Origin of the sequence: Nostoc sp. UHCC 0870 (assembly GCF_022063185.1) — a bacterium.
Classification (GTDB): domain Bacteria; phylum Cyanobacteriota; class Cyanobacteriia; order Cyanobacteriales; family Nostocaceae; genus Trichormus.
Map to the genome: position 1 here is coordinate 3323656 of NZ_CP091913.1, position 16435 is coordinate 3340090.

Sequence of the window (16435 nt, forward strand, 5' to 3'; positions counted from 1 at the left end):
ACTCTATCACCTGTCCCCTGTCACCTGTCCCCTGTCACCTGTCACCAGTTACGCCAGCCACCTTTGGGTGCTACCTCGCTGGTGTATTTTTGCCCGTGAGTTTGTAATAGAGACTGGTATTCTTGACTACTTGCCCAACGGTCAATCTCTCTGGCTCTCAGGACTGGTACAGGGTGGGTCAATTCGGCTGTACGAGCTAGTTTGACCATTTCCCCAAGTTCGGTTTTACTAATATCATCGTAAGCACGAGCTTGGTCAATAAAAGCATCAAGATTGAGTTTTGGGGCGAGGGTGGGTGAACCACCGGCTAATTTCATTAACACGGACATCACCACTTTGGGGTCTTGGGTGGCTAGCAATGCGGCGCGATCGCAGGTAAACTCAGCACAGCGTACCCATTCTAAAAGTTGTGTTTGGATAGTTTGGGCAATAAAAGCCCCAACATTAGGTAATATTCCTGCCGCTAATACTAATAAATTAACCGGTGTTAAATAAACGCTATGGTCACACTTGAGATGTCCTAACTCGTGGGCAATTACCGCCTGAATTTCCTCTGGAGTCAGCATATCAACCAAAGAAGTGTGCAACATAATAAACGGTTGCTTCCCTCGCATAGCAAAGGTATAAGCATTAGGTGCAGGGTGTTGCCGCACATATAATTGAGGCGGTTCAATATCTAAAATCTTGCAGGCTTCTAATAAGAGTTTGTGTAACTCCGGTAGTTGTTGTTCACCTACCAAAACACTAGAAGCAATATTTTCTACATAAAAAACTTGCTCTGCCATTGGCCCTAGCAAATTTCTGACTATCATATCCAAACCTGGTATTTGCTTCAGAGTTTTGGTTGCTTCCAAGTCTAATGGATGACGAAACGAGTCAGCTTTTAAACCGATGAGCGAGGATTTAAGCACAGACATGATTTAGCCGGCTGGAAAAACAAAGTACCAACAGCCTCCCACAGTTAGTATAACGATTTGAGTAATGAGTAATGAGTAATGAGTAAGAAAGGGAAGTGCGATCGCTCCTCATCTATCAATACGCACCAAATTTCTTTATAATTTCTTTATTAAAAACCCTGATTTTTACCGATATTTTCTAGTATTTTTCCGAAAATCGGTAACTTAAACTTGTAGCAACCCCTATAATAATACTTAAATTTAAATTGAGTTTTTAATTCTTGCTCCCCTTCCCTTGTAGGGAAGCAGGGTGGATTAATTGTCGGGAGAGAAAATATAACATAGAAGGATGATTCCTTAAGAAAAACACTGCTCTCTCTACCAGAGGAAAGTTAGCAATGAATTTAATCGAAGCAATCCAAGGTGTTCCCGATTATCGACATGCCAGAGGTATTAGACATAAACTTTGGATAATACTAACTATAGTTTTGTTAGGTAGTTGTACAGGATATTGGGGGTATAAACCTTTGGCTGAGTTCACAAAAAATCATCGATCGATACTAATTACCATGATGAAAATTTACATGGCCGAAAGACTACTCGTCAAGTCAAAGTCTATCCAATTCCATTTGAGTCACTACCTGATTGGGTTGGTGCTAAAAGTTTAATAGAGGTTAACAGATATGGAACTCGACCTCAAGGAAAGAAAAGTCGTCGCCAGATTGTTGACTATCATGAACAACACTTTTATTTAAGTAGCTTAAATTATTCAGCCTCAGAATTTGCGGAGATTATTCGTGGTCATTGGTCAATTGAAAATCAACTTCATTGGGTCAAGGATGTAACTTTAAATGAAGATAACTGTATTCATACTGGTGGGTTTTCACCAGCTAATTGGGCGATGGTCAGACAGTTTTTAGTTTCCTTGGCTCGTCAGTTAAATTGTCGGACTCTTCCCGAAGCGTTAAGGCTGATGGCTAACCAACTTCAAATGATTTTTGATGCGCTATTTGACCACTCCGACTCCTTTTGCCCAACACCTGTGAGTCCAATGGTCGAGAGAGAAAACTTTTTCTCTCTCGACAATTAATCCACCCTGCTCCCCGCTTGCGGGGAGGGGGCTATGATGTACTTTATGTGATTAGGAAATGCTATAAAGGTATTTACGACTTTTGGAAAGTTATGAGGATGTTAGATCAATGTCTTCTTGGTACTTTATGAGCAATTTGGGAATATAATCATATCCATCTACGCCGATGATGGCTATTATTTTGGGGCGGTGTTGTTGCAGTAGATTTTGGAAATTCTCTACACCTATTTGTCCTTGTAAAATTATTAATAACCTTGCTGGTTGTCGCCATTCACTAGAAGCTATTTGCTCTAAAAGATACATTCCTAGAGAACCAGTGTAAACTGCTTTTTCAAAATTTTGTAGTTGATAATCAGCTTCAGCAAGATAAGCTAAATTTCTACCTTGGAGATATAAATCACCGGAAATTTGCGCTGTTTTAAACCCTTCTTCTAGATATTTAATGGCATTGTGTGGTTCTTGAATTACTAAATATGCTATGCCTAAACTACTTAAACATAGGGCTTTACTTTGAATGTCGCCTAATTTTTCTGTTAATTTTAATCCTTGTTGTAAATAGTTAATTGCCATTTCATAGGTTTCTGGTTCTACTTGTTCCAGTTGTTGCGCTTGCATGACTTCGCTGTAACCTAAGTTAACTAGGGCGTTGGCTTCTCCTGTTTTATCGCCTGCTTGTCTACTTAACATTAAGGCTCTTTGACTATTATTAATGGCTTCAGGATAATTTTTTTCTTGTACGTAAGTACGGCTGAGGTGATTGAGATTAGCAATTTCACAGGGGCGATCGCCTGAGTTCCTGGCAATTTCTAATGCTTGCTCATGAAACTGTATAGAACGCTGATATTGACCTAAAGCACGCTGAGAATATCCCAAAAGGGTCAAAATACGCGCTTTTTCTTGAGTTCGCGCCACTTTTCGCAATGGTTCATCTAAATAATCTAGGGCATCGCGTAAATAACTACCAGAAAAGGAAGCGAAAATCCCACCATAAAGGGGAAAATATGGACGTTGGGCAAAGGTGCGTAAAGTTTGGAGCATGATTTGTGATGCTCCATTACTGTATACTGCCTGACTTTGGAAACCACTTGCCAACTGACTCCAAATTACAGCAAAGGTCAAAAAGGTAGAAATCGACAACTTTGAACCGGCTTGAATGTTGTAAGCTTGTTGGTCAAACCAACTAACTAACCCCCGTTGCAAATACTGCAAAATTAACGCTATTTCCACCCAATCACTCAGGGTGAGATTGCTGTGGTTTTCTGCAAATGGAATAGCAGATTGTTCTATTGCTAAGGTACGTAATAATTTTTGGGGTAAATCACTATTAACTTTTTTTGCCCAAGTTCCCCAAGGGCCAGTTTCTCCAGCTACACCACCAAATCCCAGGGCTTGATTTGACTCATACATCCAGCTAACTAAGTGGTCTTGTAACCTTTGCCAAGCAGCTAATCCACGGGTAATTCCCTGGGATATTTGCCCTATATCTTCGTTAAACTGGGCAAATTGTTGCAATGATTTGGCTAATTGCTGTAGTTGGGATATATTCAGGGGATTTTTCAGATTAGGGTCAGTCAGACGTAAAAATATAGCTAGACGTTCATCAGCCGCAGCTGTAGTAATTTCTTGAGATGCAGCTGCGATCGCTTCCGTAGATTTATTCTGTTCTCTATACCGTTGCCATTGACTTTGAATTGTCTTAATTGCCCGTAAACTGCGGTTAGCCTTGGCTTTTTTTAGTTCATCTGATTCACTATCTACCTGAGTTTGCATGGCGTTGAGGCGATCGCTCAAACCTAACTCAAATATTTCCCCCGTGCCTGCTAAAATGCCTTTTTGCAGCATTTGATACACCATCTCTACAGAGCTAATTTTGCCCTGGAGGGTGAGTTGGACAATTTCATCAATCAATCCGAGATAGCGATCGCGCAATGGCAATGAGTCAGACACTTTAGTTAATAGAGAACTTCACTTCCCATTTTAGTGTGAAGCGAGGTAATGATACCAATTCTCTATAGAAGATGCCCCGCATTATTTTGGGATATAGCGACTCATCTTGAGAAAATCTCCGTGTACCTCTGCGTTGAAAAAGCGAATATTTGGCACTAATCAAATCTTCTCATCAATTGCAATAAAATAGCCTCCAGCCTCTCTAATGCAGCATTTGTAGTTCTTTGGTTTTCTTCTACATTGCGTTGATGTTGCTCGAAATTACGCAGATGCTGCTCAAAACCACGACCGAGGGTTTCTGTTGTATCCCGCAACTCCAATACCACATCATCTAAAACCGCACTACGCGCTAGAACACTGCTAGCTGTGTTGATAAAAGAATCTAGTTGTTGCTGACTATTAGCTTGCTGTTGGGCAACACGTTCTAATAATGCCTCAATTCTGTCAAGTCTACTAGATTGTTCTGGTATGTTTGTCATGCTGTCTTTTCCTTATCTTGTCTCACTTCATCCAGAATTGATTGTTTTTCCCAAGCCCAATGAGTAATCATTTCTTCAAGTGCTTTGCTTTGATCTGTTTCAGTAGCAGCGCAAATAGTTTTGAATAGTAATGCTAGGTCTTTTGGTATGTAACCAGAGATTAATCGATAGTTAGGATCTCCTCTCTTACCTCGCAGATTTTCAGCCATAGATGTTCATCAGCATAGATATTAAATCTATGGTGACATGAACCCAGACAATAGCAATGTATTTTGTCAGTTGGTGTTCATGTACATTTGTCATTCTATCAGCAAGTACACCAGTATACAATCCATAGCTAAGTTCTACCCAATCCCCTATCGTTCCTTAATTTTGAATTTTGAATTGATTTCCACTCCCTCATCTCACTAACTGTGCGGCAGAATTGAAAAACTGACGACATAATCCTTTGGTAATCAAAACTGTGGTGAGTAAATTGGCGAAAGCCACCATGAAAATAATCAAAATTTCATAGGATACAGCCTCTAAAGGTGTAATCCCAGCTAGTAACTGTCCAGTTGTGATTCCGGGAATAGCTACCATCCCTACCAAAATCATTTGGTTGATAGTTGGTAGTAATGCGGCGCGGATAGCTTCCTTGCGGTATTGGTTGGTTGCTTGTTGGGGAGTAGCACCTAAACTTAAATGGGTTTCGATTTCGTTGGGAAAGGTGTTCATGCTGTTAACTAGACGTTCCCCTGCGATCGCAGCTGCATTCATCCCATTTCCTAAAACAATCCCCGCTAGGGGAATAATATAACGTGGTTCGTACCATTTATCTGGTTGAATGATTAAGAAGTTGGTGTAAACCAGTGTCATCAGGGTACTAACACAAATTGCACCCCAAACCAAAGGCAATACACCAGGAATCTTTTGACTGATGCGATTTCGTGCGACAATCGCCGTAATCGTCAGCATTACTACTAAAGCCGCCAAAACTCCCCAAGGATTGCCCAAAGCAAATATGAAGTCTAAAATATATCCCAAAACAGCTAATTGTAAGATAGTTCTACCGGTAGCGATCGCTAAATTTAACTCTAGTCCCAATCTTTCCCAAGCAGATACACCAATAGCGATCGCCATCAATCCTACAGCGATCGCTAAATCAACCAAATCCAACTTGATTAAATCCTGCATTGGTTTTATGGGGGTGTAGGGGTGTGGGGGTGTAGGGGTGTAGGGGAAGAAAAACTCTTGAATTTTGACCCTTCACTTCGTTCGAGGGCATAATTTTGAATTTTGAATTTTTCTGCTCAATCCCCAAAATAGTCAGTTTGCAAACAGGCACTCATAATTTACCACTGATCCATGTTTTACCCATAGAATTATTCCGGTAATAACGCTTGATTAATACGTATCTAAGACGACAGTCTTTACCAGCTTTTTTGAGAAGAAATTCCATTAGCAATAATTGACAGTCGAAGTGTATCTTTTGTATCTTCAAATAAAATGAAAACTTATGATCCAAAGCATAAATTTTGTTCCTGCTTTTGATATCAAGCAGCAATACACCTCAATAGAAGCCGAAATTAGTGCGGCTGTGGTAGAAGTTCTGTCATCTGGCCGCTATATTGGTGGCCCCTTAGTGGAAGGTTTTGAGCAGCATTTTGCTAACTATCACGGTGCAAGTGATTGTGTAGCCTGTAACTCTGGTACTGATGCGTTATATCTAGCACTACGCGCCCTCGAAATTGGTGCAGGTGATGAAGTAATTACTACGCCTTTTACATTTGTCGCCACAGTAGAAGTGATTATTTCTGTTGGTGCAAAGCCAGTGTTTGTAGATATAGATGCGACAACATTTAACCTGGATTTGCAACAAGTAGCAGCAGCAATTACACCCCAAACTAAAGCGATTATCCCTGTGCATCTATTTGGACAGCCTGTGGATATGACAGAATTAATGGCGATCGCACAATCTCACAATGTAGCAGTGATTGAAGATTGCGCTCAGTCTACAGGCGCGACTTGGGATAATCAAAAAGTCGGCAGTATTGGGCATTTTGGTTGCTTCAGTTTCTACCCTACCAAAAACTTAGGTGCTTGCGGTGATGGTGGCGCAATCACCACCAACGATCCAGCATTGGCGGCTAAGGTGCGGATCATTAAAGAGCATGGACAGAAAAACCGCTATCAATATGAAGAAATTGGGGTAAATAGCCGTTTAGATGCCATACAAGCCGTAATTTTGCAAATTAAGCTGCGTTATCTTGATCAATGGAATCAACAACGTCAGGCGATCGCAGCCTATTATCAACAATTTCTCACTCAAATTCCCGGTATCATTGCACCACAAGAATTAGCTGGCGGTGTGAGTGTTTGGAATCAATATACTATCCGCGTATTAAGTGAGGGAAATAATGGTACTACCACCACACACCGCGACTCGGTACGCAACCAACTACAAGAAAAGGGAATAGGTTCAATGGTTTACTATCCCTACCCTTTACATTTACAACCCGCCTATCAACATCTCGGCTATCAGTCAGGACAATTACCAGTAGCAGAGCAAATTTGTCATGAGGTGTTATCTTTACCCATGTTTCCAGAACTAACACCCCAGCAACAAGACCAAGTAATTTATGCTTTGAAAGATATCCTCGTGTAGTCAAAAGTCAAAAATAAAAAGGCAAAAGAAAAAGAAACACCCAAATTCCTTTAACTTTTGCCTTTTATACTTCTTTTAACTCAGCACTCACTACTCAGAACTCAGCACTGACTACGCACTCTAGTATTAGCTAAAGCCTCAACTAAACCTCGCACAGCAGCAATCATCGCCACTTCGCTATTGAGTTGATTGATTGCAGAACCGACACCAACACCAGCCGCACCAGATGCGATCGCCAATGGTGCAGTAACATTAGAAATCCCAGAAGCACACAATACTGGTACTGACACAGCACGAGCAATTTCATAGGCTGCGGCTAAGGTAGGAGCAGCTTTTTCAATTAATCCTAGGCTTCCAGCGTGAGATGGCTGGCTGCTAGTACCGCCTTCCGTTTGGATGATATCTGCACCAGCTTTCACTAGTTCTTCAGCTAGTTGTACCTGTTGATCTAGTTCTAGGATATGGGGAACGGTAACAGACAGGGTAATTTCTGGTAATAAAGCGCGGGTTTGATGTGTTAACGCCAATACTTCCTCGGCTTCAAATCTGCGTCCTTGAGCGTAAAAAGCATCAAAATTACCGATTTCAATCAAATCTGCACCAGCAGCGACGGCTGAAACAAATTTGTCTGGTTCTACTGCGGATACACAAACGGGTAGGTTGATTAATTTTTTAGCGAGCTGTACTAAAACAGGATCAGCTGCAATATCTACAAAAGTTGCACCACCCAGTTCAGCAGCTTTCACAACGGCTGCGACACGATCAGTGTCAAAGTTGTTCAAACCGCTAATAACTTTCAGGACGCGGCGGTTAGTAAATGCACTTTGCAGTTTAGAAGGCATTGCCATAATTGTTCTTTTGAAGCTACGAAAATAACGTCTATTTTACAGCCCCTTCGATGATGGCAGGACTATATTGCTACGAAAATCAGCAAAAACTTTATGGCGAGAAGATTTGCGATGGCTTAGGTGATCGCTGTAGATCAGGTTTGGTTCAGGTTTAGGGTAAGCTGTTGGCTCACAAGTAAGTATAGCTACGCTCCCCCAAGAGATACAAAAGTTCAAGTGGATAACTATAATTTTTAGTCCTTTTTATCATAAAGTTTTGCCAATAAGGCAGTCATCTCACATTATGAGTATTTGAGATATTTTGATAACCTTTTCTTAAACCAACATTTCTAATAAAACATCCCTATTAATCAAAAATATATTCCGTACTATCACAGAAGTTTTTAGCATAATCAAGACTTAAAATTCCTATTATTATTGTTCATTGTTCATTGCCAATTATTGAAATAATATTGCAGGCATGAAAAGACGCAATTTAATTAAGTATTCCTTGCTATTCATTGCTGGATGTACAGCTAGCAATAATTCTAATACAAATATAAATAATCAAGAAGCATATTCAAAATTTCCTAAATCTCTCAAATTTGCCGTTACAGATGTAACTGGAATTGATGATTTAAAAAGAGATTTTGGGGCATTTAGCACTGTTTTAGCAGAAGTATTAGGTATCAATATAGAATTGTTTCCTGTAGAAAACCCCACGGCCGCAGCCCCAGCATTATTATCAGGAAATCTGGATCTTGTATTTGCCGGCCCTTCAGAGTACCTCATTTTAAATTCTAGAGCTAAAGCAATTCCTATAATTAGCGTTAAACGTAAAAACTACCATTCTATATTTATTGTGCGTGCGGATAGCAATATTAAAACATTAGCTCAATTAAAAGGCAAAACAATTGCGATGCGTAAAGTTGGATCTACTTCTGGACATATTGCACCTACTAGTTTACTGATAGATGCAGGATTAGATCCAAAAACTGATTTCAAAACTGTCATGTTAGATAATAAAGGAGGAAAAGCATTAAAAACAGGTGAAGTAGATGCCTGGAGTATGTCATCTGATAGATACCAAAGTGTTCTAGACTCTGAAGGTTTATCAAATAAAGATTTTAAGATAATTTTTCAAGGAACGGAACTTCCTAGTGATGTATTTGTTGTTAGTAATCAATTAGCATCTAGCTTTATTGAAACCCTGCGATCGCAGATACTAAAAAATCAGGATAAACTCATTCAAAGTATGGTAACTGCTAATGCAAATCGTAAGTATGTGGGAAGCCAAATGTTTCTAGCCAATGATGCTGATTACAATATGATTCGTGAAGTTTATAAAAAAATTGGTCAAGATAGTTTTTTAAAATAATTATTACATTAAAATGATCATATTTTCTCTCAATAAATTTAGAAATCATATTTTAAATTGTCTTAGTAATTTTACGAGCAACTGGAGCATTACTAAAAAAATTGGCTATGGTTATACTATTGTGATTACGACTACTTTAATTGGCACAGTTAGTGGTTCATTAATTGCTTATTACTATGAAATAAATGCCTATAAACAGTTAAGTTTATCTTATCAACAGCAATATCTTTTGAAAGATTTAGAAAATGGCGTAACTAGAGCAAGACTCCATCCACAAAGATTAGTTTCTGTGCTAGAAGATTCTGTTTGGTTAGAGTTTGAGAAAAATAGATTTTTAGAAGATATTAATCGCATCAATAACCAATTATCTAAACTCGAAGATTTTATAAATCATAATCCTCATGATTTAGCATTAGACTATCAAATTTTCCAAAACCTGTTAAACAAATATAGGAAAACTACAGAATTATACAGTTATAATATTAAAATATTATGGGGCGAAATAGAATCAAATAGATCAAATACTTTACCACTTTACAAACTGTTAAATGCCCTAAAAAAGAAAGATAGTATTAATCTTGCTGTTGAGTTTGAAAAACAATCAGATGAGTTAATTCACATGATTGTCCATGCAGAAAAGCAAAAACAGCGAGCAAATAGAAGTTTTAATTATGCCAAAAATTTAAGACTACAGCTTATTAGTATCAGTGTACTATTATCTACTGCGATCGCTGCAACAATTGCGTTATTAACTAGTAATTTAATTGCTCGTCCCCTACAGGTAGTAACGAAAATTTCCAGAAAAATTACCCAAGAATCAAATTTTCAACTTAGAGCTAATGTAAGTAGTAAAGATGAAATAGGAACTCTAGCTAATTCTTTAAATCAATTAGTGGAATGGGTGGGAGATTATACTGAAGCACTAGAAATAGCACGTCAAACTTTAGAGGAAAGAGTAGAAGAACGCACCCAAGAACTTCAAGAAGCTCACCACACTTTAGAAGAAAGAGTGGAAGAACGAACTCACGAATTACAAATAATATTAAAAGAATTACAAGAAACACAAGGACAACTTATTCAAACCGAAAAAATGTCATCTCTTGGGCAAATGGTTGCAGGTATAGCTCATGAAATAAATAATCCTGTTAACTTTATTTATGGAAATATTGAATGTGCAGACAACTATATTAAAGATTTAGTACATCTAGTAGATTTATATCAACAGCAATATCCTGAGCCAGACTATATAATCACAGAAACAATAGAAGAAATTGATCTAAATTTTATTAGCAAAGATTTGTTAAATATATTGTCTTCAATGAAAATAGGCGCACAACGCATTCGAGAAATTGTCTTGTCTCTGCGTAATTTTTCTCGTTTAGATGAAGCTGAGATGAAAGAGGTAAATATTCATGAAGGAATTGATAATACTCTGCTAATTCTCAATCATCGGCTCAAATCACAGATTGAAGTGATAAAAAACTACGGGGAATTACCTCATGTTGAGTGTTACCCAGCCCAACTTAATCAGGTATTTATGAATATAATTAGTAATGCTATTGATGCCTTATTAGATTATACTGATCAAAACAATAAAAAGATTTTAATATCTACAAGAAAAATAGGCAAAAATCAAATTCAAGTTGAAATTGTAGATAATGCTTTGGGGATTCCCCCAGAGATGATCAAAAAGTTATTTGATCCTTTCTTTACAACTAAGTCCGTGGGTAAAGGTACAGGGTTAGGATTAAGTATTTGTTACCAAATAATTGAAAAACATCAAGGTAAAATAGAAGTATTTTCAGAATTGAATCAAGGGAGCAAGTTTATAATTTCTTTGCCAATATATACAGATATCCCTAAAACTTAAAATAAGTTAATTTTTGTCAAATTTACTTTATTACGCATATGACTATCTATTTTTATACCGCCCGCGAACAGTATGGCTGTTTCTCCAACTTTTCACTCCACGGATTTATGTTGGATGATCTATATTGGTATACAAGTGAACATTATTTTCAAGCCCAAAAGTTTGCAGGTACATTTCATTTAGAACAAATTCGCCTAGCCATAACGCCTAAAGAAGCTGCAAAAATGGGACGAGAAAGAAAACGTCCTTTGCGCCATGATTGGGAAAGTGTAAAAGATAGCGTGATGAAGAAAGCGGTGTTAAGAAAATTTGCAACTCATGCAGATATCAGAGAAATCCTACTTTCTACAGCTAATGAAGAAATAGTTGAAAATTCACCCATTGACTATTACTGGGGTTGTGGGGCTGATGGTAGTGGTAAAAATATGTTGGGTGTAATTTTAATGGAAGTCAGAGAGCTATTACGCACCATAGATAAAACTTAAGTTAAAAAGGTAATGGTAAATAAGTTGGCTTGAATATTTATTGTTTAATGTTGCCAACGATTAAAATCGTTACAATAAGGAAAGTAATCTCAGCGTGTAAAATTAATATCTATTAATTGATAGCCAGTCAGCTTGTTCTCAGCAGCATACCAGTGACTGTAGTTAACTTTTAATCTTATCTAAATATACTCACTTAGATCCATACCAATTATATTCTTATAGAATATCTTGCAAGTAGTCCTTTATAGGAGAAAAGAGATTATGTCTGTGTCCATCAAAGAAAAGAAATATTGTAAATGGTTTTGGGATGAATCCCTTGGTGGTGACTTTGACACTTGGGGAACTAGTACCTACTTTATTGAATTAACGTTAGTAGGTAATGATTTATGTCCTACCAGACAGATAGAGGTTTACGAAAATGGCAACGTCTTGTTTTATGACGACAACCATTTTGCCGATAATTATGGGATGTTAAGCGATAAACCCTTAGAAAAGAAGGATTTACAGGAATTTGGTATTAGTAAAGCAGAGTTTGAATTAGTGTGGAGTACAAACACACCCATGAACAGATGAATCCGCCTAAATGAAGCTGGTGAAGTTAGCTTGACTGTAGCTGGATTGATTCTGAGAAATCAGAGACAGCCTAATTCACCAGCTAGTACCGTTACGCAGAAGTCATAGACGCGAAAGTGGTAAAGTCCAACTGCGTTTAGCAGTCCAATGGCGATCGCTTGATTGATAAACCTGCAATCCAACTAAATCTGCTGCTACAATCAACTCATTCACTTCATCTATTGTCAGTGCTGCCAGCAGAGAGTCACGAAATAATTTCTTTTGGTGGTCGTCGTATTCCTTCCCAATACTTTCAACTAAAGCATTCGTTGTCACTACATCCTGTGGACGGATTAAATCCCGTAAAAAAATACCACCATGAGGTTTCAAAACACGCTTTAATTCTTTGAAAAACGGTAAGGGATTGGGCAAGTGATGGACAAGGCTATTTGAAATAACCAAATCAAAGCTACCATCCTCATAAGGTAAGTTTTTTGCATCCACCAATTCCAAGGAAATTTTTTCTTGCAACCCCGCCTCCTGAACATGGTGTGCAGCAATTTGCAGCATATTTTTAGCCATATCAATAGCGATAATTTGCCACTGAGGACGCATTTGACACATTAACACTGGAATCCGACCAGTACCAGTACCAGCATCCAGCACTAACCCCTCTTCTAGTAGTCCGAGGGTAAGCACTTCTTCTACAAAGGCAGTATTTACCTCTGTAAAATCCATAGCATCATATTCGATAGCTTCTTCCCAGCTATCCATCACTTCCGGTTCTAATTGTCTGTGCATAGCTAATTCCTCAATTTCTTGACATAAATTACTTGATTCTTGGGAACACTATAGGTATCACCACAGTTAGCAGGGATTGGTCAATGTCACAAGGGGAACATAACAACAGCAGCAAAAATACCGTTCCTGTGGAAGTTGCGAAATATCTCAAACAAATCAAACGCAACACAATTACCCATGAATTTGACCAAGGTTTGCCAGAAGAATTACTACTGAGTCAAGAGAGTGATAGCCAATTATCAGCAGCATCCCACCTGCTAAGGCAAGGAATTAAACAGCAAAAAGCGGGAGATTTGATAGCAGCCATCAAATATTTTCAACAATCCCTAGAGATGTTTCAATTGGCTGGTGATTTAGAACAACAAGAGCAAATACTGTCTTTATTGGCATTAGTAACTTACACTTCTGGCGATTATAAAAGTGTAATTACTTACTCTCAACAATGTTTATCTTTAAAAGATACCTCAGATTTATCAGTACGGATGCAAGTGCTTTCTCATTTGGGTAATGCTTACCGTCATATTAATAATTACAACAAAGCGATTGAATTTTTAGAAGAGTGTCTCAAATTAACTCAACAGTTACAAGACAAGCGCAGTCAAGTTGCGGCTTTAAATAATTTGGGATTGGTGTATAAAGCTTCTGGCAATTTTATCAAGGCAATTGAGTATCAGGAGCAAAGTTTAGAAATTGTGCAGGCAATGCAAGATAATTGGGGCATAGAACAAGTTCTCAAAAATTTAGGTAATGCTTGGTATGGTTTGGACAACTACCCAAAAGCGATCGCCTATTATGAAAAATGTGTCAAAATAGCCCTTTCCCTGAATAACCCCCGCAGTGCGACTCAAGTGCTAAAAAATTTGGGTAATGCGTGTTACGCCATAGGCGATTACGCCAAAGTAATCAAGTATTATGAAAAGCGTTTGCAGTTAGCCAGACACCTCAAAGATCAGCGTAGTGAAGAACAGTCGCTTGGTAGTTTAGGCGTTGCTTGCGAAGCTTTAGGCGACCATAGCAAAGCAATTATATACTATGAAACCCGCTTGTTGTTGGCTAGAACCCTGAAAGACCGCCGCATTGAAGAACAGGCACTTGCTAGCTTAAAAATTGCTTGCTATGCCTTGGGTGATTACGCTAAGGCTATGCAATATCAGGAAGGGACGGGGGAGAGGTGACAGGGGACAGGGGACAGGGGACAGGTGACAGGGGACAGGGGACAGGTGACAGGTGACAGTTAACTTTCTTTAGCTGCATCACGCCTTGAATTCGCTGATACAATAGAAAGTCTAGTCAATTTTAGTATTCAGTAACAGTTTTTGTCTGAGAAATATTTCTAAAAAACTATAGCTATATTTAAATTTAGACAAGTTTGCTGGTGCTGACTCCATTACCCAGATTTTCATGAGCAGCGAAATCCAACTCAGCCTCTTTAACGAAGAAACCAATTTTAACCAAAAAGAGCTGATTCCCAAAGATCCAAAAATTCCCATTCCACCGGGAACTTACCCCAATATGACCGATTTGGCACAGGATTGCAATCAGTGCCATCGCTGTGAATTAGGTAATACCCGTACCCATGCCGTAGTCGGACGGGGAAACCTCAAAGCACCGATTATGATTATCGGAGAAGCACCAGGTCAAAGCGAAGATGAAACAGGTTTACCCTTTGTTGGTAGGTCAGGACAGTTGCTAGAGAAAATATTGGCATCGGTAAATTTGACTACTGAGCATGATGTATATATCGGTAATATAAATAAATGCCGTCCACCTAGTAACCGAGTGCCGACTCCCGACGAAATGGCGGCTTGTTTACCCTATTTATTAGAACAAATCCGCCTTGTTGACCCCAAGATTATTTTGTTAACAGGTGCAACAGCAGTGAAAGGTATCACTGGCGATAAGCGAGGAATTACTAAAATTCGTGGTCAGTGGCTAGAGTGGGAAGGGCGTTTGTGTATGCCTATTTTTCATCCATCTTACTTATTGCGTAACCCTTCCAAAGAAAAAGGTAAGCCTAAATGGTTGATGTGGCAGGATATCCAGACGGTACGCTCCAAGTATGATGAAATTACGGGCAACAGTGGTAGCGATATTTAATTTTTGGTGTTCCCTAATAACTGATAACTGATTTATAGCTGGGAATTACGCAAACTTCCTGCTTGACAATCCCTCAGCCAAGCTTTGATACCTTGGGCAATTGTACCGTTGCTACTATCTCGTGGTGGTGATGGCGGCTGTCCTTTGGGATAAGAACCAGTTTGGGTAAACATCATGACTAATCGCCAACTATCTTGAGTTTGTGTCAATAATACCCAGTGAAATTCTTGTAATTCCACTACTGTTTTATTTATGTACTGCCTTTTTAAAGTAGTAAAAAATACTTGCTTAATATTTTGATTAGTGCTTTTGTTTTGATCTATAGGTTGCAATGGCAACGGCTGAAATTCAGGTCTACCAGCTAGCAGTACGTAACTATAAACATCACTACTTCTACCCAAACGGCGACCGCGTTGACTAGCACGATTGGCATAACTAGGTAAATCCCGCAATAAATGAGTAGTTAATGTTTCTAAATCTTGTGCGGCACAAAAGGACTTCTTCCCCCTCTGGCTTTGTAAAGACGGTTTGGGGGAAAGTGTCTGAGAAAATGCTGCGTTATCCCAGCCATTCATTACTACCAGCCATAAGCTGCAAGTTAACAGCCACCAGAGATAATTATGCTTCTGGATTAATGCTTTCATGCTGTGGTTAATTCTTGGGTAATTCGTTGCCAAGCTAACTCAGGTTCAGCCGCCGCAGTGATGGGACGACCAATTACTAGGTAATCTGCACCGGCTTGGATAGCTTGGGAAGGGGTAAGCGATCGCTTTTGATCTCCCGCTTCTGCCCATGTGGGGCGCACTCCTGGACACACGAAAAGAAAGTCATCGCCGCAAGTTTGCCGTAACTGCGCCACTTCTTGGGGTGAACACACTGCCCCATCTAACCCTGATTCTTTAGCCATCAATGCCATTTCTAAGGCATATTCTGGCAACTCTAGGGGAATTTTTAAATCAAATGCCAACTGTCTAGCAGAAATACTCGTTAGCAGCGTTACTGCAATCAATTTCGGTGGTTTGACTCCTGCTTGTTCCGCCCCCTCTTTTACTGCCTCAGTGGCTGCTTTGAGGGCATTTCTCCCCGCCGTAGCATGAATAGTCAGCAAATCCACCCCATAACCTGCCGCAGCCCGACAAGCCCCCGCCATAGTGTTGGGGATATCGTGAAACTTTAAATCTAGAAATATCTGCTTATCCCTAGATTTCAGCACTTCTAGAATTTTTGGCCCCACACTGGTGAATAATTCTAAACCAACTTTCCAGAAACTAACGGCTTCTAACCTATCGATGAGAGCGATCGCACTTTTTTCATCCGCTACATCTAAAGGGACAATAATTCGCTGTTCTTTCCCATTCCCCATTCC

18 protein-coding genes and 1 pseudogene are annotated in these 16435 nt (G+C 39.2%); 10 read left to right on the forward strand and 9 right to left on the reverse strand.

Going from position 1 to position 16435, the window contains the following annotated elements:
• Positions 1-41: 41 nt before the first annotated feature.
• Positions 42-917, reverse strand: coding sequence for a M48 family metallopeptidase (locus tag L6494_RS14015; RefSeq protein ID WP_237988333.1), 876 nt, complete (start codon positions 915-917; stop codon positions 42-44).
• A 377-nt stretch (positions 918-1294) separates the two neighbouring features.
• Here L6494_RS14015 and L6494_RS31165 point away from each other — a divergent pair, with 377 nt between their 5' ends.
• From L6494_RS31165 to L6494_RS14020, 3 genes and pseudogenes are all read left to right on the forward strand, one after another.
• On the forward strand, positions 1295-1564 hold the full coding sequence (locus tag L6494_RS31165; protein WP_442946958.1) for a transposase family protein: 270 nt from the start codon (positions 1295-1297) through the stop codon (positions 1562-1564).
• Positions 1450-1764: pseudogene (locus L6494_RS31170) on the forward strand (ISAs1 family transposase); the annotation flags it as partial. The gene L6494_RS31165 and the pseudogene L6494_RS31170, both read left to right, overlap by 115 nt.
• 33 nt (positions 1765-1797) lie before the next feature.
• The gene (locus L6494_RS14020) at positions 1798-1986 is read left to right on the forward strand and encodes a hypothetical protein (RefSeq protein WP_237988334.1); all 189 of its coding nucleotides are present in this window, start codon (positions 1798-1800) and stop codon (positions 1984-1986) included.
• Positions 1987-2076: 90 nt separating this feature from the next.
• Here the strand turns inward: L6494_RS14020 and L6494_RS14025 are convergent, their stop codons facing one another.
• From L6494_RS14025 to L6494_RS14040, 4 genes are all read right to left on the reverse strand, one after another.
• A complete protein-coding gene (locus tag L6494_RS14025) occupies positions 2077-3933 on the reverse strand; it encodes a tetratricopeptide repeat protein (RefSeq protein WP_237988335.1) in 1857 nt (618 codons plus the stop codon).
• 155 nt (positions 3934-4088) lie between these two features.
• On the reverse strand, positions 4089-4412 hold the full coding sequence (locus tag L6494_RS14030; protein ID WP_237988336.1) for a hypothetical protein: 324 nt from the start codon (positions 4410-4412) through the stop codon (positions 4089-4091).
• Entirely contained in the window at positions 4409-4621 is a 213-nt protein-coding gene (locus L6494_RS14035; protein ID WP_237988337.1) for a hypothetical protein, read from the reverse strand. The genes L6494_RS14030 and L6494_RS14035 overlap by 4 nt, the downstream gene beginning before the upstream one ends.
• Before the next feature lie 190 nt (positions 4622-4811).
• Positions 4812-5588: an ABC transporter permease gene (locus tag L6494_RS14040; RefSeq protein ID WP_237988338.1), complete on the reverse strand. Its 777-nt coding sequence runs from the start codon at positions 5586-5588 to the stop codon at positions 4812-4814.
• Positions 5589-5910: 322 nt separating this feature from the next.
• Between L6494_RS14040 and L6494_RS14045 the strand changes: the two genes are divergently transcribed.
• Positions 5911-7059: a DegT/DnrJ/EryC1/StrS family aminotransferase gene (locus tag L6494_RS14045; protein WP_237988339.1), complete on the forward strand. Its 1149-nt coding sequence runs from the start codon at positions 5911-5913 to the stop codon at positions 7057-7059.
• Positions 7060-7160: 101 nt separating this feature from the next.
• Here L6494_RS14045 and L6494_RS14050 read toward each other — a convergent pair whose 3' ends face one another.
• Positions 7161-7907 (reverse strand): DUF561 domain-containing protein, encoded by a 747-nt coding sequence (locus L6494_RS14050; RefSeq protein ID WP_237988340.1) that lies wholly within the window; start codon positions 7905-7907, stop codon positions 7161-7163.
• Positions 7908-8367: 460 nt separating this feature from the next.
• Between L6494_RS14050 and phnD the strand changes: the two genes are divergently transcribed.
• From phnD to L6494_RS14070, 4 genes are all read left to right on the forward strand, one after another.
• Positions 8368-9264, forward strand: a complete 897-nt coding sequence (gene phnD / locus L6494_RS14055; RefSeq protein WP_237988341.1) for a phosphate/phosphite/phosphonate ABC transporter substrate-binding protein — start codon at positions 8368-8370, stop codon at positions 9262-9264.
• A 121-nt stretch (positions 9265-9385) separates the two neighbouring features.
• On the forward strand, positions 9386-11134 hold the full coding sequence (locus L6494_RS14060; protein WP_330911011.1) for a sensor histidine kinase: 1749 nt from the start codon (positions 9386-9388) through the stop codon (positions 11132-11134).
• A gap of 38 nt (positions 11135-11172) precedes the next feature.
• Positions 11173-11619, forward strand: a complete 447-nt coding sequence (locus L6494_RS14065) for an NADAR family protein (protein ID WP_237988343.1) — start codon at positions 11173-11175, stop codon at positions 11617-11619.
• A gap of 261 nt (positions 11620-11880) precedes the next feature.
• Complete coding sequence (locus L6494_RS14070; protein WP_237988344.1) at positions 11881-12192, forward strand: hypothetical protein; 312 nt, start codon at positions 11881-11883, stop codon at positions 12190-12192.
• 102 nt (positions 12193-12294) lie between these two features.
• On the opposite strand, the gene L6494_RS14075 is transcribed toward L6494_RS14070, so the two are convergent.
• Complete coding sequence (locus tag L6494_RS14075; protein ID WP_237988345.1) at positions 12295-12972, reverse strand: class I SAM-dependent methyltransferase; 678 nt, start codon at positions 12970-12972, stop codon at positions 12295-12297.
• Between the two features lie 83 nt (positions 12973-13055).
• On the opposite strand from L6494_RS14075, the gene L6494_RS14080 reads away from it, so the two are divergent.
• Positions 13056-14147, forward strand: a complete 1092-nt coding sequence (locus L6494_RS14080) for a tetratricopeptide repeat protein (RefSeq protein WP_237988346.1) — start codon at positions 13056-13058, stop codon at positions 14145-14147.
• Between the two features lie 226 nt (positions 14148-14373).
• Positions 14374-15069, forward strand: a complete 696-nt coding sequence (locus L6494_RS14085; protein ID WP_237988347.1) for a uracil-DNA glycosylase — start codon at positions 14374-14376, stop codon at positions 15067-15069.
• Between the two features lie 32 nt (positions 15070-15101).
• On the opposite strand, the gene L6494_RS14090 is transcribed toward L6494_RS14085, so the two are convergent.
• Positions 15102-15713, reverse strand: a complete 612-nt coding sequence (locus tag L6494_RS14090) for a hypothetical protein (protein ID WP_237988348.1) — start codon at positions 15711-15713, stop codon at positions 15102-15104.
• Positions 15710-16432, reverse strand: a complete 723-nt coding sequence (gene pyrF / locus L6494_RS14095) for an orotidine-5'-phosphate decarboxylase (protein WP_237988349.1) — start codon at positions 16430-16432, stop codon at positions 15710-15712. The genes L6494_RS14090 and pyrF overlap by 4 nt, the downstream gene beginning before the upstream one ends.
• Between the last annotated feature and the right edge of the window lie 3 nt (positions 16433-16435).